The sequence below is a fragment of the Rhizobium sp. BG4 genome, from assembly GCF_016864575.1.
Taxonomy (GTDB): Bacteria; Pseudomonadota; Alphaproteobacteria; order Rhizobiales; family Rhizobiaceae; genus Rhizobium.
In genome coordinates this window covers 1,051,054-1,077,503 of the sequence record NZ_CP044126.1, presented here as the reverse complement: position 1 = coordinate 1,077,503, position 26,450 = coordinate 1,051,054, and the positions used below count along the sequence as shown (strand labels likewise).

Here is a 26,450-nt window from a genome sequence, read left to right as displayed (position 1 = left end):
ATGACATGAAGATCCGCAATTTCGGCGTCGAAATCTGGATGAACAAGTACGAGACGACGTGCGAGCTCAATCTGGCCGAGACCTGCGTCGAATCCTTGACCGTCGCCGAACTGCTCGACATGGCGGGCAAGACCGATATCGCCGCCGAACTGCTGCCGCTCAAGCTGACCTATGGCGAGATCGAAGGCAGCGTTCGCCTGCGCAATCTGGTGGCCGGTCTCTATGAAAACCAGAAGCTCGAAAACACCGTCATCACCCATGGGGCGATCGGCGCCAACGCACTCGTTCACCTGACGCTCGTCGAGCGCGGCGACCGCGTCATCTCCGTGCTGCCGACCTATCAGCAGCACTACTCGATCCCCGAAAGCATCGGTGCCGATATCCAGATCCTGAAGCTCACCGAAAAGACCGGCTTCCTGCCCGATCTCGAAGAGCTGAAAAAGCTGGCAACGCCGGGCACCAAGCTGATCGCCATCAACAACCCGAACAATCCGACCGGTTCGCTGATGGACCGCGCCTATCTCGAAAAGATCGTCGAGATCGCCCGCGCATGCGGCGCCTGGATCCTCTGCGACGAAGTCTATCGCGGCACGGACCAGCAAGGCGAAGACGGGATGACCGCCTCGATCGCCGATCTCTACGAAAAGGGTATCAGCACCGGCAGCATGTCGAAGACCTATTCGCTGGCGGGGCTGCGCCTCGGCTGGATCGTCGCGCCGGAAGAGCTGATCCACGCGGTCTCCGTCCACCGCGACTACAACACGATCAGCGTCGGCCGTCTCGACGACCATTTCGCGGCGATCGCGCTGGAGAACAAGGACAAGATCCTGAAGCGCAGCCACGAGATCACCCGCTCGGCGCTGGCGATCCTCTCCGACTGGATCGATGCCGAACCGCTGATTTCCTGGATCAAGCCGAAATCCGGCACGACCGCGCTTCTGAAATACGACCTGCCGATCACCTCCGAAGAATTCTGCCTGCGTCTGCTCGACCAGAAGGGCGTGATGCTGACGCCGGGCAGCGCCATGGACATGGAGGGCTACCTGCGCATCGGCTACACCAATGGCGAAGATGTGCTGAAGGAAGGCCTGAAGCGTATCTCGCAATTCCTGAAGGAAGCCGCCGCTTCGGCCGCCTGATCTCCACCCATCCCAAGAATTCCTGCCGCCCGTCCCGGGCGGCGGATTGAGTCCGTTTCCAAACAAAAGGGGAATTTCATGAAACGACTTTTGACCGTACTCGCTCTCTCGATGCTCGCCGGCGCCGCCTCGGCCGACGAACTGCGGATCGGCACCAGCGCCGACTACCCGCCGTGGGAATCCGTCGATGCCGGCGGCAACATCATCGGCTTCGACAAGGATGTCGGCGACGAGATCTGCAAGCGCATCGCCGCAACCTGCAACTGGCAGAACCAGGCCTATGACGGCCTGCTGCCCGGCCTGCAGGTCGGCAAGTTCGACCTCGTCATCTCCGGCGTCTCGATCAATGACGAGCGCTCACAGAAGGTCGACTTCTCGGTTGCCTATGCCGATGCGCCGAACGCCATCGTCACCGCTCCGGGCAGCGATGCCGCTTCCGCCAAGTCCGCTGCCGATCTCGCCAAGGCGCTCGGCAAGGCTGCCATCGGCGTACAGTCCGGCTCGACCCACGAGCAGGTCATCCGCGCGCATTTCCCGGATGCCGACGTGCGCGTCTACGACCGTCCCGACCAGATCGCCGACGACCTCGTTGCCGGCCGCATCGACGCCGGCCTGATGGAACGCTCCGCCTGGGAGCCGCTCATCAAGGACCGCGGCGCCGACAAGCTCGCCTATGCCGGCCCGCTGCTGACCAGCGCCGACTTCCCGGAATTCGGCAAGGGCCAGGGCGTTGCCATGGGCAAGGGCAAGACCGAGCTGAAGACCAAGGTCGATGGCGCTGTCGATGCGATGCTGAAGGACGGCACGGTCAAGACCATCGCCGAAAAGTGGTTCGGCTACGACATCTCCAAGAAGTGATGGCAGGCGGGAGGCGGTAATCCCGCCTCCCGTTTTCAGGAGACACTATGCGCATTCCCGCCGACATTCTTGCCGCCGCCGTCAAAGACCTGTCCGATCTCGTCGCGATCCCGTCCGTCAGCGCCCGTGGCGAAGGCATGGAAGCCTGCGCCGACAGCATCGAACGGCTGCTGACCGAGGCGGGTTTTGCCACCGAACAACATTCCGGCGATGTCGGCCCCTTCGTGGTTGGCGAAACCGGCGACGGCCCCTTCACGCTGGTGATCTACAATCACTACGACGTGCAGCCGGAAGATCCGGTCGATCTCTGGACCGCGCCGCCCTTCACGCTCTCCGAACGCGACGGCCGCCTCTATGGCCGCGGTTCGGCCGACGACAAGGGCGAGTTCGTCAGCCGCCTCACCGGCTGGCGCGAATTCCGTAGGACCTATCCCGGCCCCCTGCCCTTCAAGCTGATCTGGATCGCCGAGGGCGAAGAGGAGATCGGCAGCCCCTCGCTCAACCGCTTCCTCGACAAGCGCTTCCCCGACACCAAGGCTGATCTCTGCTGGTGGGAATATGGCGAGGTCGACAAATCCGGCCGCCCGATCATCCTGATGGGCTTCAAGGGCATCCTCGCCGTCGAGCTCGAATGCCGCACGGCCCGCGCCGATCTTCATTCCAGCCTCGGCGCCATCTTCGATAACCCGCTCTGGCGTCTGGCGACTGCGATCTCGTCGCTGCGCGATGCCTCCGGGCGCATCTTGATCGACGGCTTCTACGACAGCGTCATCGCGCCCGATCCGCGCAGCCGCGAGCTTGCCGCAAAGCCCCCTTCCCGCTCGAAAGCCTGCAGGAGGAGACCGGCGGACGGCGGCTGCTCGAAGGCGTCGATGCCGCGACCTTCTATGAGCATCTGAATTTCGAGCCCTGCCTCAACGTCAACGGCTTCCACGGCGGCTATGACGGCGAAGGCGCCAAGACCGTACTGCCCTGCACCGGCATGGCGAAACTCGACTTCCGCCTGGCGCCCGGCCAGAACCCGGTGGAGATCGCCGAGCTGCTGCGCCGCCATCTCGACGCCCGGGGATTTGACGATATCGCGCTGAAGGTTCTCGATGCCGAAGTGCTGGGGGTCCGAAGCGATCCGTCGCATGCGGCTGTCGATCTCGGCGCCGAGCTGCTGGAGAAATGGTTCGGCCGCCCGGCGATCATCCAGCCAAGTTCGGCGGCATCCGGCCTTGCCCATCCCTTCATCCACAAATTCGGCGCCACACTCTTCGGCGCAGGTCTGACGCATCATGGCGCCATGCTGCACTCGCCCGACGAAAACATCCTCGTCTCGCATTTCGAGAACATGATCGGCTTCTCTGCGGAATTCTTTGCCGCACTCGCCGGCCGCTTCGGATCGGCGCCGGAGGCAGAACCGCATGTTTGAGGCGCTCTACCAATATCAGGGACAACTGCTGCAGGGGCTGACGACGACGCTGATCGTCGCCTTCGGCAGCTTCGTCGTCGGCTTCCTGATCGCTGCCGTGCTGGCGCCCGCTGCCGTCTATGGCAATTCCCTGACCCGGCGGATCATCATGGGCTATGTCGGATTGATCCGCGGCCTTCCGGAACTGCTGGTGATCTTCCTGATCTTCTATGGCGGCACCGTGCTGCTGACCAAGCTTGCCGGCCGCTATGTCGAGGTCGATGCGCTGACCGCCGGCATCGCCTCGCTGTCGGTCGTCTCCGCCGCCTATCTCACCGAGATCCTGCGCGGTGCGCTTCTGAGCGTCGCGCAGGGACAGTGGGAGGCGGCGCTCTCGCTCGGCCTCCGCCGCCCGCGCGCCTTCCTGCTCGTCGTCCTGCCGCAGATGATGGTGAAGGCGCTGCCCGGGCTCACCAACCAGTGGCTGGTCATCCTCAAGGGAAAGCGCCCTCGTTTCGGTAATCGGCCTCGAGGAGCTGATGCGCAAATCGGTGGTGGCAGCAGGAGCGACCCACCAGCCGCTCGCCTTCTATCTCGCAGCCGCCGGCTTCTACGTCATCGTGACCGGCATCTCGACCTTGCTGCTCAAGGCCTACGAGACGCGGCTGACGCCGCATATGAGGTAAGCCATGCTGTCCTTCGATCTCTTCCTGCCCGCCTTCATGGCCGTCAAGAACGGCTTCCTTCTGACGATCCTGATCACCATCGCGAGCTTCGCGCTCGGCCAGCTGCTCGCCCTGCCGATCGCGCTGGCGCTGACCTCGGACCGGAAGGCGATCCGCGCGCCGCTCTCGACCTATACGTTCCTGGTGCGCGGCAGCCCGCTGCTCGTCCAGCTCTTCATCATTTATTACGGCCTCGGGCAAATCGATGCCGTGCGCCACAGCATCTTCTGGCCGCTGCTGCGCAATCCCGTCTATTGCGCCATCCTGGCGATCGGCCTGAATTCGGCCGCCTATGCCGGCGAGCTGATTGCCGGCGCCATCCGCCAGCTACCGGCGGGCCAATGGGAAGCGGGCAAGGCGCTCGGCCTTCACCACCGGATCCTGCTGATCAAGGTGATCCTGCCACAGGCCTACCGCGCCATCCTTCCTGCACTCGGCAACGAGCTGATCCTCGTGATGAAGGGCTCGACGCTGGCGAGCGCCGTCACCGTCATGGAAATGACCGGTGCGGCCCGCGTCTTCGTCGCCAAGACCTACGCCCCCTTCGAAACCTTCCTGATCGCCGGCACCTGCTACCTGCTGATCGGCGCCGTCTTCGGCCGCATCTTCCGGGCGATCGAGGCGAAGGTTGCGATTCCGGGCCGGTGAGATGCATTCCGGTACCACGGCTCTGTGCGCGGCGCGCGACCGATCGTGTTCGAACAGAGCCCCCCCTCGCAAAGCTGTGGCTGGCAGGTGTTTCGCATTGCTCAAACAGCGCAAATCCGGTGTAGAATGAGGGATCAGCTGGCGGATGTGATTCGATTCGCGGCTTTCGGGACCCAAAACGGCCAGATGCTAATGCGCTGATATGGTTAATCTTCATTCTCCAACGGAAATGAAGATCCACATTTCTTCCGCTGCCCATGCCGCCTCCGGATTCACCGCTGAATTGCTGCCGATTCTTAGCCGGCGACGATTTTCACGGTGAAAAAGGCCTCGAAGAAAGCGGGTTAAGCCCCTGTTAACCCTAATTGCCTTGCAAGAAAATGAGAATCGGAGCTAAATGCGCTTTCAAGGCCCGTAAGGCGTTTAAATCGCATTTTCGAGATTTCCATGAATATGGCAACGACAATTGATAAGGCAATTTCTGACGTCGATCAGCTGATCATCGCTCAGGCCCAGGAACTGTCAGACAAGCTGAAGCAGCATCGTCTGGAAATGTTCCCGCCGCGGGCGATGAAGGATCTGCGCGAGTTTCAGCTCGCCGAGGCCGCGCGCTTTCTGGGCGTCACCAGCGGCTATTTGAGAAATCTGTCGCTGGAGGGCAAGGGCCCCCTCCCCCAGGTCACGTCATCGGGCCGCCGTTCCTATACGGCCGAGCAAATGGACGAGATGCGCCAGTTCCTGGATCAGAACGCCCGCGGCGGCACGCGCTATGTACCGCACCGCAAGGGCAGCGAGCATCTACAGGTCGTCGCCGTCGTCAACTTCAAGGGCGGCAGCGGCAAGACCACCAGTGCCGCGCATCTGGCGCAGCATCTGGCGCTCACCGGCCACCGCGTGCTCGCCGTCGATCTCGACCCGCAGGCGTCGCTTTCGGCGATCCACGGCTTCCAGCCGGAGTTCGACGTCAACGAGAACGAGACGCTCTATGCGGCGATCCGCTATGACGACGAGCGGCGGCCGCTGAAGGAAATCATCCGCAAGACCAATTTCCCGAACCTTGATCTGGTGCCCGGCAATCTCGAGCTCATGGAATTCGAGCATGATACGCCGCGCGTTCTGGCGCAGGGCAAGACCAGCGATTACGGCCGCATCTTCTTTGCCCGTCTCGACGAGGCGCTGTCCTCCGTTGCCGATGACTATGATGTCGTGGTTATCGACTGCCCGCCGCAGCTCGGCTTCCTGACGATGAGCGCCATCTGCGGCGCGACCGCGGTTCTGATCACGGTTCACCCGCAGATGCTCGACGTCATGTCGATGTGCCAGTTCCTGCAGATGCTCGGCGAAGTGCTGAACACGCTGAAGGGCGCCGGCGGCAACATGAACCTCGACTGGCTGCGCTATCTCGTGACCCGCTACGATCCGCAGGACGGACCGCAGACACAGATGGTCGCCTTCATGCGCTCGATGTTCCGCAACCACGTGCTCACCAATCCGATGCTGCGCAGCGTGGCAATCTCGGATGCGGCGATGACCAACCAGACGCTTTACGAAGTTGAGCGCAGCGCCTTTACCCGCGCCACCTATGACCGCGCGATGGAGGCCATGGATGCCGTCAATGGTGAGATTGCCGATCTGATCCACAAAGCCTGGGGTCGCAAATGACCCGGGCGCAATTGACCACAGCAGACAGATCGATGGGCCGGAGGGAGATAAATGGCACGTAAGAACATCCTCTCGGGCCTGATGGACGATTCCAAGAAGTTTACCGCCGTAAACAACGAACCTGAATCGGCTGCCGAGAAGCAGATCACCTTCAAGGGTATTGGCGCGCTCGGCGCGGTGACGCGCAGCATCGATGCGCTCGCTGCCCGGGCCGATGCCGCACGCGATATCGAAGAAAAGCTGGCGCATGGCGAGACGGTAATCGATCTCGACACAGCGCTGATCGAGGATTCCTTCGTCGCCGACCGCCTGGTGCAGACCGACGAGCAGTTCCAGGAGCTTCTGGAAGCGATCCGTACGCGCGGGCAGGACTCCCCTATTCTCGTGCGTCCGCATCCTCAGAAGGACGGCAAGTATCAGATCGCCTTCGGCCATCGCCGCGCCCGCGTTGCGAAAGAGCTAGGCCGCCCGGTTCGCGCCGTCGTCAAGAAGCTCGACGATCGCGATCACGTCATCGCCCAGGGCCAGGAAAACTCCGCCCGCGCCGATCTCTCCTTCATCGAACGCACGATGTTTGCCGACAAGCTCGACAAGCTCGGTTTCGACCGCGAGACCATCATGTCGGCGCTCAGTGCTGACAAGACGACGATCTCGAAGATGCTGTCGGTCACCCGCCGCATTCCCGCCGATGTGCTCTCAGCCATCGGTGCGGCTCGTGCGATTGGCCGTGACCGCTGGCATGAGCTCTCGGTCAAGTTCGAGGAAGAGAATGCGTCGGAACGCGCCAAGCTCTTTGTCGAGACCGATGATTTCATCGCTGCGGAGCCCGACATCCGCTTCGATCTGCTTGCCGGCTTCCTCAGCCGCAAGCCGTCTTCGACTGCCGCAACGCATGCTGAACCCGCTGCCGTAACGCAGTGGCAGCGCCGCGACGGCTCGGTCAAGGCGAAGATCAAGAATGACGGGAAGCAGTTCACGATCGCGCTGAAGGCAGCCAGGGCATCGGCCTTCGGCGCCTATATCGCAGACAATCTGGATCGTCTCTTCGAGGCGTTCGAGAAGGATCAATTGTCAGGAAAGAACGGAGATCAATAGCAAAAGAAAAGGCCCCCAAAACGTTGCCGTAGTGGAAGCCCTCTCTGATCTAGACACCCAGAGAATCACATTTCCACTCCCCATAGTCAAGAGTCTTCGGCACCTATTTTTGGTGAAGCCATATCTTTTGCCTTGAAGAAGGCGAAGAAAAATGGACAGCGGACGTGTGACGACGCCTTTCGGGCGGCGGCTGATGACGCTTGGCTTGCTCGCAAGTCAGATCAAGGCACAAAAGATCGAGGAAAGCCCTTCGGTCGACAAATGGAAAATCTATCGCGCCCTTTGCCAGGCCAAACCTCTGCTCGATATTTCGGACAGAGCGCTTGCCGTGCTGAATGCGCTTTTATCTTTTTATCCCCACAACGAGCTCTCCAGCGAGCGCAATCTCGTTGTCTTTCCCTCCAATACGCAGCTGTCGATCCGCTGCCATGGCATGGCCGAGCCGACGGTTCGCCGTCATATGGCCGCACTCGTTTCCGCCGGTCTCGTCATCCGCAAGGATAGCCCGAACGGCAAGCGCTATGCCCGCAAGACCCGGCAGGGCGATATCAGCGAGGCCTACGGATTTTCGCTGGCGCCGTTGCTTGCGCGTGCTGCCGAGATCGAGCGTCTGGCGGAAAAGGTCGCTGCCGAGCGTTTACATGTGCAGCTGATCAAGGAGCGGCTAACCTTGTGCCGCCGGGATATTTCCAAGCTGATTACTGCTGCGGTCGCTGAAGAGGCGGGCGGTGACTGGTGGCGAGTCCAGGAACTCTTTCACCTGATCCTGAACAAGCTTCCGCGGGTCGCTCCGCCACATCTGATCGCCTCGGTTCTGGCAGAACTCGAAGATCTCCGCACCGAAATCCTCAAGCGGCTGGAAACACAGATTAAAACGGAAAATTCGAGCGCCAATGACTCTCAAAATGAGCGGCACATACAGATAACAGAATCCGAATCTTATCTTGATTCTGAAGCGCGGCCGGAAAGCGCAGAGATTGAGTTTACCACCGTAAACTCCGTCAACCACGCTGACACCATGCATGCCGAAGATGACGCTTCCGTTACAGCAGAGAATGTTATCCCCAGGTCTGTGTCTCTCAGTACCATCATCGATTATTGCCCCGACATCGCCCTCTACGGACCGAATGCGAGAGTGCGGAACTGGCAGGATCTCATTCAGGCCACCACGCTCGTCAGCACCATGCTGCAGATCGGACCCTCCGCCTATCGGCAAGCATCAGCGGCAATGGGACCGCAAAATGCCGCTGCCGTCGTCGCTTGCATTCTCCAGAAAGGCGAGAGCGTGGCGTCTCCGGGCGGATATCTGCGCTCTCTGGCACGGCTTGCGGAGCAGGGACGGTTCAACGCGTGGCCAATGCTGGCGGCTCTGAGGCGAAACTCGGTTTCCGGTGAAAGAGGCGCGCAAACACCACCGTATGCACCTCCGCCGAACTGAGGGAAAGAAAACTACCTTTCAGTTCCGTTGCGAAAAGAAAATCGAATAGAAACAATTGCATCTCGTTCGGCTGAAAACGCAACCGGAGTGCTCAAACCCGAAGAAATCCAATGAATTCAGGCTTCTAGAGGCTACGTCTGCTTCCATCGAGATAGAGCAGCCAGCCGGTGCCGATCAGGCCGGACAAGGCGCCGACCAGTGCGGTTCCGGAATAGGTGGTCACAGCGGTACCGGCAGCGAAGAGCAGGGCGCTCAAACCGGCGCTGAGGAAGATGTTGACCGAGATCAGTGCGCTGCCGAGGCCGGGGCGTTCGGCGATCAGGTCCTGGAGATAGGTGATCGGAATGCTGATCAGGGCTGCGGCGCCGATGCCGCTGATGAGGGTGAGGGCGTAGACATGCCATGGTTCGTAGGCGACGGCGAGAAGCAGCAGGTAGACGGCGTAGATGACGGCGCCGGCCGCCAATGCCTTGAGCTGGCTGATGACCCGCAGCATGCGCGACCATACGATGATGAAGACGACTTCGAGAAAGGCGACGATGCCGACGAGAATACCGACATCGGCAACCGTCCCATGCGCGGCCCCGGTCATCACCAGCGGCAGGATGGCGCCGTTGACATGAAGCGTGCTGCTGATCAGCGCAATGGCGACGACGCGTCCAAAGATCTTCGGCGAGATCACCTGGCCGAGGGCTGCGAGATAGGAGAGGTGATGGGTGGCAGCGCGATCGGTTCCGCTTTGCCGCGGCAGGAAGAGGCCGATCAGCCCGAGACAGACCAGGCAGGAAATGCAGGCAAAGAGATAGGCGGGCAGCATGGTCGGCGAACCGGACAGCAGGATGCCGGTCAATCCGGGAACCAGCACCCAGGAGAGCGAGATCATCGCGCGGACACCGGAATTGACGGTCGCGACTTCGCTACGCTCCATCTTTCCCGTCGCGGCACGAACATTGGCGAAGAGCAGCGAGTTCAGAGAGCCATAAACGGGAAGCAGAAGCAGGGCGCTGAGAACGAAGATCTCCTGCGTCGGAAAGACGAAGATCGCGCCGTAACCGATAATGCCAAAGACCGCCGCAACCAGCATCATCGTTCGGTATTCGCCGAGCCGGTCCGCCAGGTTGCCGAGCAGGATGCTGACGATGACGTTCACCGTGGCTGCGGCAAAGATCAGCGCCGAGTAGAGCGTGTTCGACAGGCCGAGCTCACGGATGCCGACGACGGACTGGTAGGGCGAGGTCGTGGCTCCGGCAAAGCCGAAGGTGAAGATGGCAATCATGCTCACTCGGATGGCCGGGTTGCGGAAGACGTCGGGGATCAGGCGTTTCATTGTCGTCGTTCGAGGCTAGAGGCGCGCCGAGGCGGACGGGGAGGGAGATCCCATCCGCACTCGGATCGCGGCAGATCGGTTTCAGTCGCGCCAGCGGGAGGAAAGGCGCGCCTGCGGCGTGTAGCTGAAATTCTTGTCGAAGGGAAAGGCTGGACGGCTGCGCCGCAGACTTACCAGATTTTCGATGTCCTGGCCGACCACACCCTCGGTCAGGGCCATCAGGTTCGGGTTGGCGATCGGCGCCAGTTCCGGGGAGAGATACCCGGATTTGACGACGAGCAATCGCACCGCTTTCGGATCAAGGCCAAGCTGGGTGAAATCGGCGATGTTGTGATAGGGGCGGCGGCGCGCCGCGAGCACGACGGTTACACCACCGGTTCTGACCACGGCTTCACGCTCGGCAGCGGAGCCGGGATCGTGGAGCGTCACGACTTCGGCGTCGAAGCGGACCGGAGCACTCGACGGATCGAGATTGCCGCCGACGGAAAGCGATATTTGCGCGCCCTTGCCCGCCGCAAAGCAGGCCTCGACAGCCGGGCGATCGGTAATGCCGGCAAAGAGGGCATCGTCGAAGCCGCGAGCGAGGACGGCGCTCAGCACATCGGCGCGATCGCCAACGCCGCCGCCGGTCGGGTTATCGGCGGAATCGGCGAGAATGACGGGCGCTGTCACGGATTTTCCGGCAATATCGAGCATCTCGTCCAGTGGACCGGTCACCGGACCGAAGCGGAAATCGGACCGCGCGTCCCAATAGGATTGGGCAATGCGGTTTACTGCAGTCAACACCGCGTCCTTGTCGGTGCCGGTCGCAACGGCACAAGCCGTCGCCCGAGGCTCGTCGGCCCAGACATAGCCGATCATCAGATTGGCATCGAGAATGCCGTCTTGCGCATCGTAATCCGAAAGCTTGGCGTAGAGGCTCCTTGCCGGTTCGTCCTCGGTCGAAGTCCGCTCGCCCGGCCAGAGAACCGGCACCGGCGCCCAGGCGACGCCCGGCCGCTTCCCGGTCCTCAGCGCTTCCAGAAGCATCGACCAGGCGCGGACCATCGTCTCGCGCACATCGATATGCGGTGCCGTGCGGTAGGCGGCGAAGATATCGAGCTGGTCGATGATCCGTTGGCTGACATTGCCGTGCAGGTCATAACTCGCCGCGACGAGGCAGGCATCGCCGACGATATCGCGCGCGGCCGAAATCCAGTCGCCTTCGGCATCGTCCATACCTTCGACATTCACGGCACCATGCATGGCGAGATAAAGCCCATCGAGCGGCAGCACGGTTTTCAGCCGCTGCAGAAATTCCGTCTTGAAACTCTCATAGGCAACGCGAGACACCGGGCCGCCCGGGACTGCGCGGGCGTGGAGCAACGGAAAGAGATCGAACCCACTGCCGCCGAGAAAGTCGAACTGCGGCGCGCGAAGAATCTCTTCCCCGCGCAGCACTTTGAAGTCGTCGACCGACATCAGCACCGGCGAATAGGTGCTGCATTCGGTATGGAGCCCGCCGATCGCGATCCGCATCGCTTCCTCCTCAGAGTTTCGGGCTGAGCGGAACGATGGCCGCGAAGCGATCCCAATCCTTCAAGGCCTTCGGCGTCCAGGCCGCTTCGGCAATCGCCGGCAGGCGCGGGAAGACGAGCCGGTTGAAATAGCCGCGCGACAGGAAGTGTTCGGACCAGATGCAGGCCTGAACGCCCTTCAGCTTGTGCTGCAATTCCTCGGGGAATTCGCCGGCCGCTTCATAGGCATAGGTATGAGCCGGAGGCACGGTGCCGGCCCAGCTGGCGCCCGGTTCCTGGAAGGCGGTCGCCTGCACCATGTCGAGATAATAGGCCTGGCCCGGCGTCATCACGACGTCGTAGCCTTCCTTGGCGAGCTCGATGCCGACCTGCGGATTTTCCCAGGCCATCAGCAGCGTGTCCTCGGACGCGACGCCGCCGCCATGAGACACTTCGTTCCAGCCGGAGAGCTTGCGGCCGCGCGCCGTCAGCATCGCCTTCACCTTCTTGAGGAAGTAGGACTGCAGCCCGAAGGTACCATTGGTGATGCCTTCCTCTTCCATCAGCTTCTTGGCCATCGGCGAGGCGAGCCAGGAACCATTCGCCACTTCGTCACCGCCGATATGGATGTAGGCGGAGGGGAAGAGCTCGACCATCTCGTCGAACACCTTTTCGAGGAATTCGTAGGTGAGCGCGACGGCGGGGTTCAGCGCGTTGTTCGGATAGCCCTGGACCGAGTGGTAGCTGTCAGGCGCCTCCTGGCCATCGGTCAGATCGGGCAGGGCGATCAGCGTCGCGGCATTGTGGCCCGGAATATCGATCTCGGGAACAACCTCGACATTGAGGGCGCCGGCATGGGCGACGATGTCGCGGATATCGTCCTGCGAATAGAAGCCGCCGACGGGTTCGGCGCCGTTGCCGAGCTGCGGCAGCAGCGGCTCGTCGGGACCGCGCAGGACGCCAGTCGTCGTCAGTTGCGAATAGGCCTTGATCTCCAGGCGCCAGGCCTCGTCGTCGGTCAGGTGCCAATGGAAGATGTTGAGCTTGAACCAGGCGAGTATATCGATCAGCCGCTTGACGTCGGCCACCGGATAGAACTGGCGGGAAACGTCGAGATGGCAGCCGCGCCAGCCATAGCGCGGCTTGTCCGAAATCGTCCCGGAGATCGGGAAGCGGAATTTGCCCTTGGTGACGCGAGCGCCGTTCAGAAGCTGGGCAAGCGTCGTCAGGCCGTATTGGCGCCCGGCCGCGCCGGAATAGGTGAGCGTCACGCGATCGGCTGCGAAGGTCAGCTTGTAGGCTTCGGCATCAAGCGCCGCATCCTTGCTGAAAGTGAGCGCCCGGCCCTGCGGCGAGGGCACAAGATTGAAGACGGAATGATCGCTTTCGAAAAGGCGGCGCGTCAGCGAGATGACGGTCGAAATCGACGAGAGCTCTTCGCTCGAAGCGCCCTGCGGATAGAGCACGACCGGGAAGTCATCGCCGGGCTTGGCATCGATCTCGGCCGGCCAGGGCTGCAGCGCGAAAGGCAGGTCGAGGCGTCCTTCCGGCAGCAGAACCGGCGGCGGTTCGCTGGTCGCGCCTTCGAGCAGCAGATCGGAAACAGCGACCGGCACATGCTTGCCGGATGAGAGCGTCAGATAAGCGGACTTGGCGCCATCCGTGCAATGCTGCGCCTTGCGATGCAGGCCAGCGACCGTGAAGGTCCAGCTCTCGCCGGGCGCGACGCTCAGGCCGGCCGGCGGGCCGAATTCGTGGAAGTTGGCATTGCGGCGCAGGAATGTGGAATTGCCGCAGGCGGCAGCATCGATGACGCGGGTCAGCGAGGTGTAGACGAGTTTGAAACCGGAAAGCGTCTCATCCGACAGGTTGAAAAGCGTGAAAGTGAATTCGCCGTTCGGTCCCCCGTTGGGGTTCCAGCTGTTCTCAAGGCGGTAGTAAACCGGTTTCATATCTCGTTCCTCTCATTTTCTCTTATATTTTTTCAGTAGTGCTCAGACTGGGAGAAGGTGCGGGCAAGCTCTGCCTGACCGGCCGTCAGGCCGCAATCGACCGGCAGGCAGACGCCGGTAATGGCAGCTGCCATCGGCCCGGCCAGGAAGCTCACGGCATTGGCGACATCCTTAGGATCGACGACGCGCTGCAGTGGATACCAGCGGCGGGCATCCTCGAAGACATTGGGATTGGCGGCAGCCCGCACTTCCCAGGCCTGCGTCTTCACAGTGCCGGGGGCAACGGCATTCGAGCGGATGCCGAACTTGCCGTATTCCACGGCGACCAGCCGTGTGAAATGCAGCAGCCCGGCCTTGGCGGCGCTGTAGGCCGGATGGCCGAAGACATTCATGCCGTTGACGGAAGCGATATTGACGACCGAGCCTTTCGAGGCCTTCAGCTGGTCCTCGACGGCGCGGAAGGTCAGGAATGCGGCTTCGAGATTGAGCGCGTTGTCGGCGCGCCAGATCTCGGGCGTCGTGTCATGTAGGCTGACGGCGCGCGCCGCACCCGCATTGTTGACGAGGGTGCGCAGGCTGCCGGTTCCGGCGGCACGCTCGGCAAGAGCCGCGACACTGGCCTCGCTCGTCACATCGCATTGAACGGCAATGAAGCGGCCGGCATCGCCGAGCTTTCCGGCGGTCGCGGCGGCAGCCTTGGCATCGATATCGGCAAGCAGAATGACGTCATGATCATCGGCAAGCCGGGCGGCGATCGCCGCGCCGATATCGCCTGCTGCTCCCGTCACGATGGCCACCGATTGTGTCATTGCCGCTTCCCTCTTGTTTATCAGTCTCCGAGCAGCTGCTTGTCGTCGCTGCCGTCACGGTGGGTGACCAGCTGCTGCTTGATACGTCTCAGCGTCGTCGTCGCCTTCGGCTGGATGGCGTAGGCAACGAGGCTCGCCAGAATGTCGACGGTCGCGATATAGGCGATGCGCGTCGAGGTCGGGCGGTAGATATTGGTGCCCTCGGGCAGGTCGATCGGCACGACGACCTCGGCCGCCTTGGCGACCGCACTGCCGGTCTGCGTAAGCGCAATCGTCTTCACCTTCGCCTCGCGCGCCAGGGCGAAAGCGCGCACCAGCTCGGCGTTGCGGCCGGAGAAGGAGGAACCGATGATCACGTCGCCGGATTTTGCGGCCGCCGCCATCATCAGCTGCATGCTGTGGTCGGAACTGGCGGTGATGCGCAGGCCGAGGCGGAAGAGACGGTTCTGCAGCTCGTCGGCGATCATCGAGGAATTGCCGCCGGAGCCGAAGGCGTAGATCATCTCGGCCTTGGAGATCAGCCCGACGGCTGCCTCGATCGCGGCGAGATCCAGCGAGCGGTGCAGCAGGAAGAGGGCGTTCTGCGCCTTGGTGATGATGTCCTGGGCGACATCGGCCGGATCGCCGCTCTTCGATTCCGGCTTCAGATAGCGCACGCCGATATGGGCGGTACGGGCGAGCTGAACCTTGAAATCCGAAAAGCTCTCGCAGCCGAGACGGCGGCAGAAGCGCGTCACCGTCGGCGGCGAAACCTGCGCCCGTTCGGCAAGCTCGATGATCGAGGCATTCACCGCGAATTCGAAATCATTGACGATGATTTCGGCGATGCGGCTCTCGGAGGCTGAGAGCCGGCTCTTGTCTTCCTGCAATGTAGAAAAGATATCCAAGCCGGTCCCCCCCGTAATCGCCGCCGTCAGTCTTTCTTCTTATAGGCGACGCAATCGATCTCGACCTTGCAATCCACCATCATGGACGATTGGACGCAGGCGCGCGCCGGCGGGTGCTCGCCGAAATATTCCTGGTAGATTTTGTTGAAGGTCCAGAAGTCGCGGGGATCGTCGAGCCAGACGCCGACGCGCACGATATCCTCGACGCCATAACCGGCCTCATGAAGGATGGCGATCAGATTGGCGATCGTCTTGTGCGTCTGCGGGATGATATTGCCTTCGATGATCTCGCCGTTTTCCATGGCGACCTGGCCGGAAACATAGAGCCAGCCATCGGCTTCCACTGCGCGTGCGAAAGGCAGCGGCTTGCCGCCGGCGCCGGTTTGAACAGTGCCATATCGCTTGATGGACATACGCGGATCCCTGCAAATTATTTTCTTGATAAGTTGACAAGTGACCATAGAAAGCGGAATTTGACCAGCGAAAAACGCCATTTATGAAAACTATTTAAATCGGGGCGAACATGCGTGATCCTTTCAAGAATCCTTTCCCCGCTTCCGATGCCGCCAGGCATACCATTTGGGAGATGCTGGTGACGCGCGATATCGATGCGTTTCTGGCCGCCGACTGGTCCGCCGTCGAGCATGATTTCGTCGAGGAAGGCTTCATGGGCATCGATGGCCGCAAGGAAGTCAGCCCCGACAAATGGCGCCTCGCCTTCCCGACGCTGAAAGCCTATCGCGACGAGTGGCTGAAGCAGGCCAAGGACTTCGCGACGCAGAGCTTTGCCGAGGATACCCGCACGGCGATCTTCACCACCACGACCCTCGAAGATATCGAGATCGAAGGCGAGATGGCGCTTGTCCGCAAGAAGTTCGACGGAGGCCTGACGAAGAGCGACGGCAGCCGCGACATCATGCAATGGCAGACGCTCTATTATTGCAGGCTCCACGAAGGACGGTGGAAGATCTGCGGATTCACCGGCTACCTGCCGAACCCGATGGGTTGACGCGGGGCCGACAAAACAAGGCCAACACACTTGCGCATTTTCACGGCAGCACTGGCGACCGAGACCAATACCTTTTCCCCGATCTGTGTGGATCGCCGCGCCTTCGAGGCATCCCTCTATGCGCCGCCTGGCCAGCATCCCGAAACGCCGACGCTCTGCACCGCGCCGATCACCGTCGGCCGCCGCGTTACTGCCGAAAAGGGCTGGGAGCTGATCGAGGGCACGGCCACCTGGGCCGATCCCGCCGGCCTCGTTAACCGCAATACCTATGAAGAGCTGCGCGACGAAATCCTCGACCAGCTGAAGGCGGCAATGCCTGTCGATGCCATCGTCATGGGCCTGCACGGCGCCATGGTCGCTGCCGGATATGAGGATACCGAAGGCGATCTCCTGAGCCGCATGCGCGACATGATCGGACCCGACGTGCTGATCTGCGCCGAACTCGATCCGCACAGCCATCTGACGGAAAAGCGCATCGAAGCGCTGAACTTTGCCGTCTATTTCAAGGAATTCCCGCATACCGATTTCGTCGATCGCGCCGAAGATTTGTGGCGGATCGCAGTCGATGCGCTCGAAGGCCGGGTAAAGCCTGTGAATTCGGTGTTCGATTGCCGGATGATCGACGTTTTCCCGACCTCGCGCGACCCGATGCGCTCTTTCGTCGACAAGATCATGCGCATCGAGAAGGAAGATCCGGACATCCTGTCGATCTCGGTCGTTCACGGCTTCATGGTTGGCGATGTGCCCGAGATGGGCACCAAGCTGCTGGTCGTCACCGACAACAAGCCGGAAAAGGGTGCGGCGCTGGCGCGCGAACTCGGCATGGAGCTGTTTTCCAAGCGTGGCACGTTCATGGTGCCGCAGATCGACGAGAAGGAAGCGGTATCGCGGGCGATCGCCGCCAAGGCCTGGCCGGTGGTCATCGCTGATGTCTGGGACAATCCCGGCGGCGGCACGGCGGGCGATGCGACCGTCATCCTCGAGGAGTTGCTGGCTCGCGGTGTGACGAGCGCTGCGATCGGCACGATCTGGGATCCGATTGCCGTTCAGATATGCTTTGCGGCGGGCGAGGGAGCTGAGATCCCGCTCCGCTTCGGCGCCAAATCCGCGCCCGGCACCGGCAATCCGATCGATGGCATGGTGAAGGTCGTCAAGCTGGTGAAGAATGCCGAAATGCAGTTCGGCGAGAGCCTGGCGCCTTTCGGCGATGCCGCGCATATCGTGCTCGACGGTATCGACATCATTCTCAACTCGACACGGGCGCAGAGCTTCGATCCGAGCCTGTTTTCGGTGATGGGCATCGATCCGGCCAAACAGAAGATACTGGTCATCAAGTCGACCAACCACTTCTTCGCCTCCTTCTCGAAGATTGCCGCCGAGATCCTTTACTGCTCGGCGGGAACGCCCTATCCCAATAACCCGGCGACGACGCCTTACCGCCGGGCGCCGAAGAATATCTGGCCGATCGTGGCCGATCCTCATGGAAGCGAACGCGGAGCCGCTTGAGATGCATGACAACCAGTTTGCCGTCGTCGCCAAGGCTGGTGACAGGATCGCGGACCTCTCGACCCCCCGCCCTGTTATCGACGAAGACAAGCTGGCTGCCAATATTCACCGGGTTCAGTCCTATATGGACGAGCACGGTCTGAATTTTCGCCCGCATATCAAGACGCACAAGATCCCGGCGCTCGCCGTTGCCCAAGTCGCAGCGGGCGCCAAGGGGATCAATTGCCAGAAAGTCACCGAGGCGGAAGTCTTCGCGGCCGCCGGCTTCGAAGACATCCTGATCACCTTCAATATTCTCGGCCCGCAGAAGCTAGACCGGCTCGGCAGCCTGAACGACCGCATTTCCGCTCTCAAGGTGGTGGCCGACAGCGAGGTGACGGTCGATGGCCTCTCGGCGCATTTCTCCGGCCGCAAGCCGCTGACCGTGCTCGTCGAGTGCGATACCGGCGGAGCCCGCTGCGGCGTCCAGACACCGGAGCAGGCGGCCTCACTCGCCAAGCGCATCGCCGCTGCCGACGGCCTGAGCTTCGGCGGCATTCTCACCTATCCCAAGCCACAGGCGGCCGATGCCGTGGAAGCCTTCATCCAGGCGACGCTGCAGCAGCTTGAAGCCGAAGGCATCGCCTGCCCGATCGTCAGCAATGGCGGCACTCCGAGCCTCTTCGACGCCCATCTCGTCAAATCCGCAACGGAACACCGGGCCGGCACTTATATCTATAACGACCGACAGATGATCCGCATGGGCCACTGCACGGAGGCCGACTGCGCGATGTATATTGTCGCGACGGTGGTTTCCCGGCCGAACGGCGACCGCGCCGTCATCGATGCCGGTTCGAAGGCGCTGACCTCGGATCTGCAGGGTTTCAGCGATTTCGGCCTTGTGGTCGGCTATCCCGAGGCGAAGATCGCCAGCCTCTCCGAAGAGCATGGCGTGATCGACCTCTCGGCCTGCACCGGACCGCGTCCGCAGATCGGCGAGAAGATCTTCATCATCCCCAACCACACCTGCGTCGTCTCGAACCTCTTCGACACGATGGTCTTTCACCGCAACGGCGTCGTCACCCGCGTCGAGGAAGTCGCTGCGCGCGGCCTCGTCTGGTAGCGGATCGGCCAATTGCGGCTTGCGAACGGGGCTGTATTCGCTAGATGGAGGCCAACGAGCGAAGGAGAGCGGCGTGGAAGAACAGATCCAGATTGGAAATCGCGGTGATTTCGGCCAATGGGCGATCGAAGTCGCCAAGCTGATCGTCAGCGAACAGGGCTTCGAGCTCGCCAGATCGGCGCGCGACGGCGACGAGAACGATGTTCGCGCCGCGGGTGCCGCACTTGGGCAGGCGATCACCAATGCATTGATGGAAGTCTATGACGGCCTGACCGAAGGCGAATAATGCGCGGCCTAGGCCTAGGGTTCGTCTCACTTGAGATGCATCTCGACAGCAGAGAAAAACAGCTTAATTCTGTGCCGCGTGATGTTTGCGAGGAAGGGCGATGCTGAAACACAGGTCCACGGCTGCGAAACGGGCTTTGGGCGCGAAATCCGCGTCATTGTCCGGCAATCCGCCGACCTATGAGCACATCGTCACCAACGCCAATGAGACTTTTCTCTGGCGGGTGGACGACTACCCCTGGGAGCGTAACGTCTGGAACTATCACCCCGAGATCGAAATCCATCTTCTGCGAAATTCCAGCGGAATGGCCTTCGTGGGCGATCATATCGGTGAGTTCCATTCCGGTTACCTGACCGTCGTTGGCCCGAACCTGCCGCACGACTGGGTCACGGCAACGGAGCCTGGCGAGATCATAAAGGGGCGGGATGTCGTCATCCAGTTTGACCCCGACCGCGTGCGAGGCATCTCGGCAGCCTTTCCGGAGTTTGGACAGCTCGACGAGTTCTTCCGCAGGTCCGAGCGCGGACTTGTCTATGTCGGAGCGACGAGGGAAAAAGCCGCTGAAATGATCGAGCAGATGGGCGATCTGACAAGGTTTTCGCGATTGTCCCTCTTTGTCCAGCTCCTTGATCTGCTTGCTTCATCCAGCGAGTACGAGCTCCTCTCGTCACCGGAATTCGCTCCGAAGCTCGAAACGGAGTCACTGGACGCGCTTCAGAAGTCGCTGATCTACATCTTTCAGAATCTCGCCACGGATATCCATATGGCGGAGGTCGCCGAGCTTGCCGGCATGAGCGAGAGCGCCTTCTCGCGCTTCTTCAAGAAAAACACGGGCAACACCTTCACCGACCACGTCAACAAGCTGCGCATCTGGCAGGCCTGCAAGCTGTTGTCCGATACGGATATGCCGATCACCGATATCTGTTTTGAGGTGGGATATCTGAACATCTCCAATTTCAATCGGACGTTTCTGCGCCACCACAAGGTCACTCCATCGGCATATCGCCGGCTGACGACCCAGCGGCGGCCTGTGCGACCCGCAGACCAAACGGCCGCATAACGCATTAAAGTATAGATTCGTCGCATGGTGCGCGCTAGTTCGCCGCAAGAGACTTCGTACTATGACCACAGCGATCGACATCGCTGGGAGGCGCAGACGGGATCGGGAAATCCATAGTCTGCTCGGTAGTTTTGGGAGATTCACACATGAAACCGATGAAGACGCTCGTTTCGAGCATTGCTATCGCATGCGCTTTTTTTGGCGCTGCAACATCCTTCGCAGCCGCAGCAGAGTGCTCCGGCACCATCCGCGTGCTCGCTCAGCCCCGCGACGGACTGACCCTTCTTGAGAAGTACAAGGACGAGTTCACGAAGCTCAGCGGAGGCGCTGACTTCCAGATCGACTACCTGAACGAGAACGATCGCCGCGCCAAGACCAAGGCCGACGCCTCGACGATCGGGAAGTACAACGTGTATTATATTGACGAAGCCAACGTCGCGCTGTTTGCGTCGTCCGGCTGGGTCGCGCCGCTGCTCGACTATTACCCCAAGGACTATGACTACGCCGACTTCGATCCGGGCCGCCAGAAGGTCGCGACTTTCGACGGCAAGGTATGGTTCGCGCCGCTGACCGGCGGCGGCGACTTGATGGTCTATCGCAAGGACCTGCTTGAAGCGGCCGGAATCCAGCCGCCCAAGACCCTCGACGAATATGTTGCCGCGGTCGAAAAGCTCAACCAGCCCGACAAGGGCATCTATGGCACGGCGCTTCGCGGCCAGCGCGGCTCTGGCGCGAACGTCTGGCGTTGGATGCCGTTCTTCAAGGGCTTCGGCGGCAACTGGTTCGATGGCAAGACGCCGGCATTCGACAGCGATGCGGCAGTGAAGGCGACGGAAACCTATCTCAAGCTCTTCAAGTATTCGGCTCCGGGCAGCCAGACCGGCGGCTGGGACGAAGCCGTCGGCGCCTTTACCTCGGGCCAGGTGGCGATGCTGATCGAATCCACGCCGCTCGTCGGCATGGCGCTCGACAAGAAGTCGTCGCAGGTCGCCGACAAGATCGGTTACCTGCCGCCTCCGACGCCGCTGACTGGTGGTGGCTATGGCCACGGTCTGGCAATCGGCACCAAGGCGAACAAGGATGACGCGGCCAAGCAGTGCGCCGGCCTGTTCATCGGCTGGGCGACGTCGAAGGAGAATGAGCAGCGTCGCCTTGCGGAAGGCCAGTTCAGCGAGCTGAACCGCACAAGCGTGATGACCAGCCCGAAGTTTGCCGAGATGTACGGCCCGGCACTCGGCCAGGCCCTGGCCGATACCGGCAAGGTCACGGCCGTGAACTTCTGGCAGAACCCGCAGTGGCCAGATCTCGGCGATCGTTGGGGCATCATCCTCGAAGAGCTGATCACCGGCAGCCGCACCGACATCAAGGGTGGCCTCGACGAGCTGAACGACTTTGCCAAGGATCTGGCGTCGCGCAGCCAGTAATCAGCAACTCATTCGATCCATGTCCCGGCGGGTGCGTCCCGCCGGGTTTGCTTTCCATCGGCGTGCCGCCGCCGGAGGTTTTCCCGTGAAAAACAAGCTTGCCCTTCAAACAGTCTTTCTGACGCCGGCGATGGTCGTCCTGGCCATCCTCGCGCTTGTGCCGACTGTCTACGCCATCGTCATCTCATTCCAGGACCGGGAGCTCAGCCGTCCCGATGGCCGCTTCATCGGTTTCGCGAACTATATCTCGCTCTTCTCCGACAGACGTTTCCTCAACTCGATCCAGGTGTCGCTCACCTGGGAAGTGCTGACCGTCACCGCAACTCTCGTGATTGCCGTCGGCCTCGGGATATTGCTATTCGAATGTGCCTCGCCAAAGGCACGAAACGTGCTTTCGCTTCTGTTTTTGATGCCTGTGATCCTGCCACGGGTTTCCGCGGCTTTCGTCTGGAAATTCGCCTTCCATCCGCTCTACGGCATCATCACCTATCCCTACAAGGCGATCACCGGCCAGCCGCTTGACCTCTTGTCTAGCCCCTTGACCGCGCTTGGCACCGTCGCTCTGGTCGACGTCTGGCAATGGGGTCTGTTCTTCTCGGTGATCGTGCTCAAGCTGCTCGAGACGCTGCCTCCGCAGCCCTTCGAAGCAGCCAGGCTCGATCACGCGCGGACCTGGGAAGTTTACGCCTACGTCGCTTTGCCGATGTTGAAGGCGCCGCTGATCTCGCTGGCTTTCGTGAAGATGATCGAGTCCCTTCGTGCCTTCGACCTCATCTACGTGATGACGCGTGGCGGGCCGGGTATCTCCACCGAAACCCTCGATATGTATGCCTTCTCGCAAGGTTTCATCGAGTCAGGCCGGATTTCATACGCTTCGAGCATGGCGGTGCTCATGATGATCGCAACTTCGGTCGCCTTCACATTTATCTGGAAGAGGGCCAAGGTATGAGGAAGTTCAAGTTCGGCCGTCTTGCCGGCCAGGCCATTCTCGCACTCGCGGCGTTTTCGGCAGTGTTCCCGGTATTCTGGACGACCCTCAACGCCTTCAAGAACCGTGTTGATATCGTTACGCCGACGCCGTTGTTCTTCTTCACCCCAACCCTCGACAATTTCGCCTATGTGCTCGGCCGCGACAGCGTCTTCGCAGGATTGGTCAACTCGCTGATCATCTCCGGCACAGCCGTGTTGATCGGCGCGGTTCTCGGTCTGCCGGCAGCCTATGCAATCGCGCGCTATCCGAACCGCTGGTCGAAGGACATCCAGTTCTTCGTTCTGTCCCTGCGCTTCCTGCCCCGGTGGCGGTGGCGATCCCGCTGATGGTCATCTGGCTGGATTTCGGTTTCTACGACACGCGGCTGTCGATGATCGTGACCTATACGCTGCTGACGCTCGCAACTGTGGTCTGGCTCAGCGTCCCGGCCTTTGCGCGTGTTCCCAAGGAAGTCGAAGAAGCCGCCCGCGTCGATGGATATGGCCTGTTTTCGATCTTCTTCCTGATTGCGTTGCCGATTGCGGCGCGGTCGCTGATCGGAGCGGTGGCCTTCAGTTTCGTTCTTGTCTGGAACGAATTCCTGATCGCGCTGATGCTGACCACTTCCGACGCCAAGACGCTGCCGATCGTGGCCTCTGAACTCACCCAGCTCGGCCGGGACGTCCCTTGGGGCATCCTCAACGCGTCGGTCGTCCTGCTATCCATTCCCCCGCTGCTCTTCCTCGGAGTCCTGAGCGGGATGCTGAACAGCGCCTTCAAGCGCAAGTCGTCTTAGTCAAAAGGAATCTTGAAAATGGAAGCTCTCGTTCTGGAGCAAAAGGGCGTACTGGCGTTGAGGGATATCGATCTCCCGCTGGCCGTCGGACCTGACGACGTGAAGATCAAGATCAACACCGTCGGCGTTTGCGGAAGCGACGTGCACTATTACACCCACGGTGCCATCGGCCCGTTTGTCCTCAGGGAACCGATGGTTCTCGGTCACGAGGCTGCCGGCACCGTCGTCGAAGTCGGATCGAACGTGAAGAGCCTTGCCGTCGGCGACCGGGTCTGCATGGAGCCCGGTATTCCGAACCTCTCGTCGCGTGCCTCGAAGCTCGGCATCTACAATGTCGACCCGAGCGTCCGCTTCTGGGCGACGCCACCCATTCACGGCGTGCTGACGCCCTACACGGTGCATCCGGCCGCCTTCACCTACAAGCTCCCGGACAATGTTTCGTTCGCCGAAGGGGCGATGGTCGAGCCGTTTGCGATCGGCATGCAGGCGGCAGCCCGTGCCCGTATCGCGCCGGGCGACGTCGCCGCGGTGATCGGCTGCGGCCCGATCGGCATCATGGTGGCTCTCGCAGCGCTCGCCGGTGGGTGCAGCCGGGTCTACATCTCGGACTTCAGCGCCGAGAAGCTGGAGATCGCCGGACGCTATCCCGGCATTATCCCCGTAAATATCGCCGAGCGGGCGCTCAAGGATGTCATCGCCTCCGAGACCGAGGCCTGGGGCGCCGACGTCGTGTTCGAGGCGAGCGGCAGCCCCAAGGCCTATCAAGGCCTCTTCGATCTCGTCCGCCCCGGCGGAACGCTGGTCATGGTCGGCCTGCCGGTCGAACCCGTTCAGTTCGACGTCTCCGGCGCGATCGCCAAGGAAGTGCGCATCGAGACCGTCTTCAGATATGCCAACATCTTCGATCGGGCGCTTCAGCTCATTGCTTCCGGAAAGGTCGATCTCAAGCCGCTGATCACCGAAACCTTCGATTTCCGCGAAAGCGTGAAGGCGTTCGAGCGGGCGGCCTCCGCCCGTCCGACCGATGTCAAGCTGCAGATCCTGATGGAAGCGGGAGGAAACTGATGTCCAATATCGCCTGCGCCAACGTAGACAAGAGCTACGGTTCCATCAACGTCATCAAGGACTTCAATCTCGATGTGGCTGACCGGGAGTTCATCGTTTTCCTCGGCCCGTCCGGCTGCGGAAAATCCACGCTCCTCAGAATGATCGCCGGGCTGGAAGAGATTTCCGGCGGCTCGGTCTCGATTGGCGGAACCGAGGTCAACGATCTCGAGCCCCGCGACCGCGGCGTAGCGATGGTTTTCCAGAATTACGCGCTCTATCCGCACATGACGATCTACGACAATATCGCTTTCGGCCTCAAGCGGATGAAAGTTCCCAAGAGCGAGATCGACCAGCGGATCAAGGCGGTCGCCGCCACACTTGGCCTCGAGCCGTATCTGACGCGCAAGCCGACCGAGCTTTCAGGCGGCCAGCAGCAGCGTGTCGCGATCGCGCGCGCGATGATCAAGACGCCCAAGGTGTTCCTGTTCGACGAGCCGCTTTCGAACCTCGACGCCAAGCTCCGTCATCACATGCGGGTCGAGATCGCAAGGCTTCACCGGAAGCTGCAGACCACGACGATCTACGTCACGCACGACCAGCTTGAAGCGATGACGCTTGCCGACCGCATCGTTCTGATGAAGGGTGGGGCGATCGAGCAGGTTGGAACGCCGGCCGAGATATACGAACGCCCGAGGACGCTGTTCGTGGCGGGCTTCATCGGCACGCCGAACATGAACCTGATCGATGTTTCGGTCGCCAGAGGCGAGGGCGGTTGGATCCTTCGCGCTGAAGGCTCGGACATCCATATCGTCGGCGACGCATTCTCGCTCACGGAAGGCCAGAAGGTGGTCCTTGGCATTCGGCCGCCCGACCTTGCCGCCGCGCCGCCCGGCGCTGCGAACACGCTTTCCGGCCTGGCGGACCTTATCGAGTTTCACGGCAACGATGCCCTGGTCACCTTCCAGGTCGCCGGAAAGGAAGTTGGCGCACTGGTCAAGGCCGCATCCTGCCCCAAGTCGGGAGATCGCGTCTCGTTTGCGCTCGATGAGACGCGCATCCATCTGTTCGACGCCGGCACGGGGCTGACCCTGCGCCGGTCCGGTCTGAACTAGAATTGGCTTCGGTCCGCCGCCCCGCGCGGCGGACCGGGCGCGCGCAGCTTACGCGGCGTGCAACTTGAAGACTTCAGCGGAGTGGGCCGGCACGAAATTCTGCTCGAAAGCCGTCTCGTCGTAGACTGAAAAAATGCCGTTGTGATCGCGAACGACGAAATCGGCAGGCTGGGCTCTGAGAGCCTCCGGGCCGTTGAATATCGTCACCCCCGTCGCGGAGATAACCATCCCGCCACGTTCGTAGCATTCGCCAACCCAACCCGGCAAAGTGTCCCAGCTTTCTCCCGATGCCGAAATGATCTCGCGAGCGCGGACAACTTCAACCCGGCTCCGTATTTTCAGATATTCGCGCATCGGCTCGAACATTGCCCCTTCAGGATGCAGCCGTTTCCTGCCGCATCTCCAATCGTCAGACTGCAGAATCGCTAGCGCTAGGCTAATGCCTCCTTTGCCGATGAACGGCAATCGAAACTTCGAATGTTCACAGGTTGGCCCGGTGATCGCGGTGAAAATGACACAAGTCACTTGGCTGGGTAACGCTGGCGCAATCGGTGCTCTGACAGCACGCCGAACGCTCAGCCGAAACTTGCGGATGGCATCCGCCCCTTCACCGATTGTAAAGCGATTCCATGTCTGTTCGGGTCTCGTCAACTTGGCGTCGTGGCTGCCCGCTACGCCTCTTTTGAGATGCAGCTGAAAGTAGGCG

25 protein-coding genes and 2 pseudogenes are annotated in these 26,450 nt (G+C 61.4%); 20 read left to right on the top strand and 7 right to left on the bottom strand.

The window, feature by feature from the left end:
- The first annotated feature begins 5 nt into the window (after positions 1-5).
- From F2982_RS25135 to repC, 10 genes and pseudogenes are all read left to right on the top strand, one after another.
- Positions 6-1,139 carry an aminotransferase gene (locus tag F2982_RS25135; protein WP_203430295.1) on the top strand — a complete coding sequence of 378 codons (1,134 nt, stop codon included), beginning with the start codon at positions 6-8 and terminating at the stop codon, positions 1,137-1,139.
- 78 nt (positions 1,140-1,217) lie between these two features.
- A complete protein-coding gene (locus F2982_RS25130) occupies positions 1,218-1,997 on the top strand; it encodes a transporter substrate-binding domain-containing protein (RefSeq protein WP_112714739.1) in 780 nt (259 codons plus the stop codon).
- A gap of 47 nt (positions 1,998-2,044) precedes the next feature.
- Complete coding sequence (locus tag F2982_RS31675) at positions 2,045-2,896, top strand: M20/M25/M40 family metallo-hydrolase (RefSeq protein WP_246777590.1); 852 nt, start codon at positions 2,045-2,047, stop codon at positions 2,894-2,896.
- Positions 2,827-3,414, top strand: a complete 588-nt coding sequence (locus tag F2982_RS31670) for a peptidase dimerization domain-containing protein (RefSeq protein ID WP_348652528.1) — start codon at positions 2,827-2,829, stop codon at positions 3,412-3,414. The genes F2982_RS31675 and F2982_RS31670 overlap by 70 nt, the downstream gene beginning before the upstream one ends.
- Positions 3,407-3,835 (top strand): annotated as a pseudogene (locus F2982_RS31665) (ABC transporter permease subunit); the annotation flags it as partial. The gene F2982_RS31670 and the pseudogene F2982_RS31665, both read left to right, overlap by 8 nt.
- Positions 3,836-3,932: 97 nt before the next feature.
- Positions 3,933-4,079 carry a hypothetical protein gene (locus F2982_RS31660; protein WP_246777589.1) on the top strand — a complete coding sequence of 49 codons (147 nt, stop codon included), beginning with the start codon at positions 3,933-3,935 and terminating at the stop codon, positions 4,077-4,079.
- Positions 4,080-4,082: 3 nt separating this feature from the next.
- Complete coding sequence (locus tag F2982_RS25115; protein ID WP_203430294.1) at positions 4,083-4,766, top strand: ABC transporter permease subunit; 684 nt, start codon at positions 4,083-4,085, stop codon at positions 4,764-4,766.
- A gap of 447 nt (positions 4,767-5,213) precedes the next feature.
- The gene (gene repA, locus F2982_RS25110; protein WP_112714731.1) at positions 5,214-6,428 is read left to right on the top strand and encodes a plasmid partitioning protein RepA; all 1,215 of its coding nucleotides are present in this window, start codon (positions 5,214-5,216) and stop codon (positions 6,426-6,428) included.
- A 51-nt stretch (positions 6,429-6,479) separates the two neighbouring features.
- A complete protein-coding gene (gene repB, locus F2982_RS25105) occupies positions 6,480-7,523 on the top strand; it encodes a plasmid partitioning protein RepB (protein WP_203430293.1) in 1,044 nt (347 codons plus the stop codon).
- Between the two features lie 151 nt (positions 7,524-7,674).
- Positions 7,675-8,961: a plasmid replication protein RepC gene (gene repC / locus F2982_RS25100; RefSeq protein WP_203430292.1), complete on the top strand. Its 1,287-nt coding sequence runs from the start codon at positions 7,675-7,677 to the stop codon at positions 8,959-8,961.
- 124 nt (positions 8,962-9,085) lie between these two features.
- Here repC and F2982_RS25095 read toward each other — a convergent pair whose 3' ends face one another.
- The 6 genes from F2982_RS25095 to F2982_RS25070 form a co-directional block, all read right to left on the bottom strand.
- On the bottom strand, positions 9,086-10,288 hold the full coding sequence (locus F2982_RS25095; protein WP_203430291.1) for an MFS transporter: 1,203 nt from the start codon (positions 10,286-10,288) through the stop codon (positions 9,086-9,088).
- Positions 10,289-10,369: 81 nt separating this feature from the next.
- Positions 10,370-11,806: a M81 family metallopeptidase gene (locus F2982_RS25090; RefSeq protein ID WP_203430290.1), complete on the bottom strand. Its 1,437-nt coding sequence runs from the start codon at positions 11,804-11,806 to the stop codon at positions 10,370-10,372.
- Positions 11,807-11,816: 10 nt separating this feature from the next.
- Positions 11,817-13,736: a beta-N-acetylhexosaminidase gene (locus F2982_RS25085; RefSeq protein ID WP_203430289.1), complete on the bottom strand. Its 1,920-nt coding sequence runs from the start codon at positions 13,734-13,736 to the stop codon at positions 11,817-11,819.
- 32 nt (positions 13,737-13,768) lie between these two features.
- Positions 13,769-14,545, bottom strand: a complete 777-nt coding sequence (locus tag F2982_RS25080) for an SDR family oxidoreductase (RefSeq protein WP_203430288.1) — start codon at positions 14,543-14,545, stop codon at positions 13,769-13,771.
- 20 nt (positions 14,546-14,565) lie between these two features.
- Entirely contained in the window at positions 14,566-15,432 is an 867-nt protein-coding gene (locus F2982_RS25075; RefSeq protein WP_203430287.1) for a MurR/RpiR family transcriptional regulator, read from the bottom strand.
- Positions 15,433-15,458: 26 nt separating this feature from the next.
- Complete coding sequence (locus F2982_RS25070; protein WP_130280459.1) at positions 15,459-15,845, bottom strand: RidA family protein; 387 nt, start codon at positions 15,843-15,845, stop codon at positions 15,459-15,461.
- A 110-nt stretch (positions 15,846-15,955) separates the two neighbouring features.
- Between F2982_RS25070 and F2982_RS25065 the strand changes: the two genes are divergently transcribed.
- The 10 genes and pseudogenes from F2982_RS25065 to ugpC all read left to right on the top strand — a co-directional run bounded on the left by F2982_RS25065 (position 15,956) and on the right by ugpC (position 25,744).
- Complete coding sequence (locus F2982_RS25065; protein WP_203430286.1) at positions 15,956-16,441, top strand: hypothetical protein; 486 nt, start codon at positions 15,956-15,958, stop codon at positions 16,439-16,441.
- A gap of 30 nt (positions 16,442-16,471) precedes the next feature.
- The gene (locus F2982_RS25060) at positions 16,472-17,947 is read left to right on the top strand and encodes a M81 family metallopeptidase (protein WP_203430285.1); all 1,476 of its coding nucleotides are present in this window, start codon (positions 16,472-16,474) and stop codon (positions 17,945-17,947) included.
- Between the two features lies 1 nt (position 17,948).
- The gene (locus tag F2982_RS25055; protein WP_203431174.1) at positions 17,949-19,049 is read left to right on the top strand and encodes a D-TA family PLP-dependent enzyme; all 1,101 of its coding nucleotides are present in this window, start codon (positions 17,949-17,951) and stop codon (positions 19,047-19,049) included.
- Positions 19,050-19,122: 73 nt separating this feature from the next.
- Positions 19,123-19,335 (top strand): hypothetical protein, encoded by a 213-nt coding sequence (locus tag F2982_RS25050; protein WP_112714709.1) that lies wholly within the window; start codon positions 19,123-19,125, stop codon positions 19,333-19,335.
- A 304-nt stretch (positions 19,336-19,639) separates the two neighbouring features.
- Positions 19,640-20,395, top strand: coding sequence for an AraC family transcriptional regulator (locus tag F2982_RS25045; protein WP_348652522.1), 756 nt, complete (start codon positions 19,640-19,642; stop codon positions 20,393-20,395).
- A gap of 155 nt (positions 20,396-20,550) precedes the next feature.
- Positions 20,551-21,819, top strand: coding sequence for a sugar ABC transporter substrate-binding protein (locus F2982_RS25040; RefSeq protein ID WP_203431173.1), 1,269 nt, complete (start codon positions 20,551-20,553; stop codon positions 21,817-21,819).
- 85 nt (positions 21,820-21,904) lie between these two features.
- Positions 21,905-22,768, top strand: a complete 864-nt coding sequence (locus F2982_RS25035; RefSeq protein ID WP_130280451.1) for a sugar ABC transporter permease — start codon at positions 21,905-21,907, stop codon at positions 22,766-22,768.
- Positions 22,765-23,585 (top strand): annotated as a pseudogene (locus F2982_RS25030) (carbohydrate ABC transporter permease). Before F2982_RS25035 ends, F2982_RS25030 begins: the two are co-directional and overlap by 4 nt.
- Before the next feature lie 18 nt (positions 23,586-23,603).
- Positions 23,604-24,650 (top strand): NAD(P)-dependent alcohol dehydrogenase, encoded by a 1,047-nt coding sequence (locus F2982_RS25025; protein ID WP_199625658.1) that lies wholly within the window; start codon positions 23,604-23,606, stop codon positions 24,648-24,650.
- Positions 24,650-25,744, top strand: a complete 1,095-nt coding sequence (gene ugpC / locus F2982_RS25020) for a sn-glycerol-3-phosphate ABC transporter ATP-binding protein UgpC (RefSeq protein WP_203430283.1) — start codon at positions 24,650-24,652, stop codon at positions 25,742-25,744. The genes F2982_RS25025 and ugpC overlap by 1 nt, the downstream gene beginning before the upstream one ends.
- A 48-nt stretch (positions 25,745-25,792) precedes the next feature.
- Here ugpC and F2982_RS25015 read toward each other — a convergent pair whose 3' ends face one another.
- Positions 25,793-26,110, bottom strand: a complete 318-nt coding sequence (locus tag F2982_RS25015) for a hypothetical protein (protein ID WP_203430282.1) — start codon at positions 26,108-26,110, stop codon at positions 25,793-25,795.
- Between the last annotated feature and the right edge of the window lie 340 nt (positions 26,111-26,450).

Bases quoted from the DNA above. Each gene is read 5' to 3' on its own strand.
- F2982_RS25135 (WP_203430295.1), top strand. From the start codon at position 6: ATGAAGATCCGCAATTTCGGCGTCGAAATCTGGATGAACAAGTACGAG.
- F2982_RS25040 (WP_203431173.1), top strand. From the start codon at position 20,551: ATGAAGACGCTCGTTTCGAGCATTGCTATCGCATGCGCTTTTTTTGGC.
- F2982_RS25045 (WP_348652522.1), top strand. From the start codon at position 19,640: ATGGCCTTCGTGGGCGATCATATCGGTGAGTTCCATTCCGGTTACCTG.
- ugpC (WP_203430283.1), top strand. From the start codon at position 24,650: ATGTCCAATATCGCCTGCGCCAACGTAGACAAGAGCTACGGTTCCATC.
- F2982_RS25025 (WP_199625658.1), top strand. From the start codon at position 23,604: ATGGAAGCTCTCGTTCTGGAGCAAAAGGGCGTACTGGCGTTGAGGGAT.
- F2982_RS31660 (WP_246777589.1), top strand. From the start codon at position 3,933: ATGCGCAAATCGGTGGTGGCAGCAGGAGCGACCCACCAGCCGCTCGCC.
- F2982_RS25055 (WP_203431174.1), top strand. From the start codon at position 17,949: ATGCATGACAACCAGTTTGCCGTCGTCGCCAAGGCTGGTGACAGGATC.
- F2982_RS25130 (WP_112714739.1), top strand. From the start codon at position 1,218: ATGAAACGACTTTTGACCGTACTCGCTCTCTCGATGCTCGCCGGCGCC.
- F2982_RS25070 (WP_130280459.1), bottom strand. From the start codon at position 15,845: ATGTCCATCAAGCGATATGGCACTGTTCAAACCGGCGCCGGCGGCAAG.
- repA (WP_112714731.1), top strand. From the start codon at position 5,214: ATGAATATGGCAACGACAATTGATAAGGCAATTTCTGACGTCGATCAG.
- F2982_RS25085 (WP_203430289.1), bottom strand. From the start codon at position 13,736: ATGAAACCGGTTTACTACCGCCTTGAGAACAGCTGGAACCCCAACGGG.
- repB (WP_203430293.1), top strand. From the start codon at position 6,480: ATGGCACGTAAGAACATCCTCTCGGGCCTGATGGACGATTCCAAGAAG.
- F2982_RS25015 (WP_203430282.1), bottom strand. From the start codon at position 26,110: ATGTTCGAGCCGATGCGCGAATATCTGAAAATACGGAGCCGGGTTGAA.
- F2982_RS25065 (WP_203430286.1), top strand. From the start codon at position 15,956: ATGCGTGATCCTTTCAAGAATCCTTTCCCCGCTTCCGATGCCGCCAGG.
- F2982_RS25080 (WP_203430288.1), bottom strand. From the start codon at position 14,545: ATGACACAATCGGTGGCCATCGTGACGGGAGCAGCAGGCGATATCGGC.
- F2982_RS25115 (WP_203430294.1), top strand. From the start codon at position 4,083: ATGCTGTCCTTCGATCTCTTCCTGCCCGCCTTCATGGCCGTCAAGAAC.
- repC (WP_203430292.1), top strand. From the start codon at position 7,675: ATGGACAGCGGACGTGTGACGACGCCTTTCGGGCGGCGGCTGATGACG.
- F2982_RS25095 (WP_203430291.1), bottom strand. From the start codon at position 10,288: ATGAAACGCCTGATCCCCGACGTCTTCCGCAACCCGGCCATCCGAGTG.
- F2982_RS25090 (WP_203430290.1), bottom strand. From the start codon at position 11,806: ATGCGGATCGCGATCGGCGGGCTCCATACCGAATGCAGCACCTATTCG.
- F2982_RS31675 (WP_246777590.1), top strand. From the start codon at position 2,045: ATGCGCATTCCCGCCGACATTCTTGCCGCCGCCGTCAAAGACCTGTCC.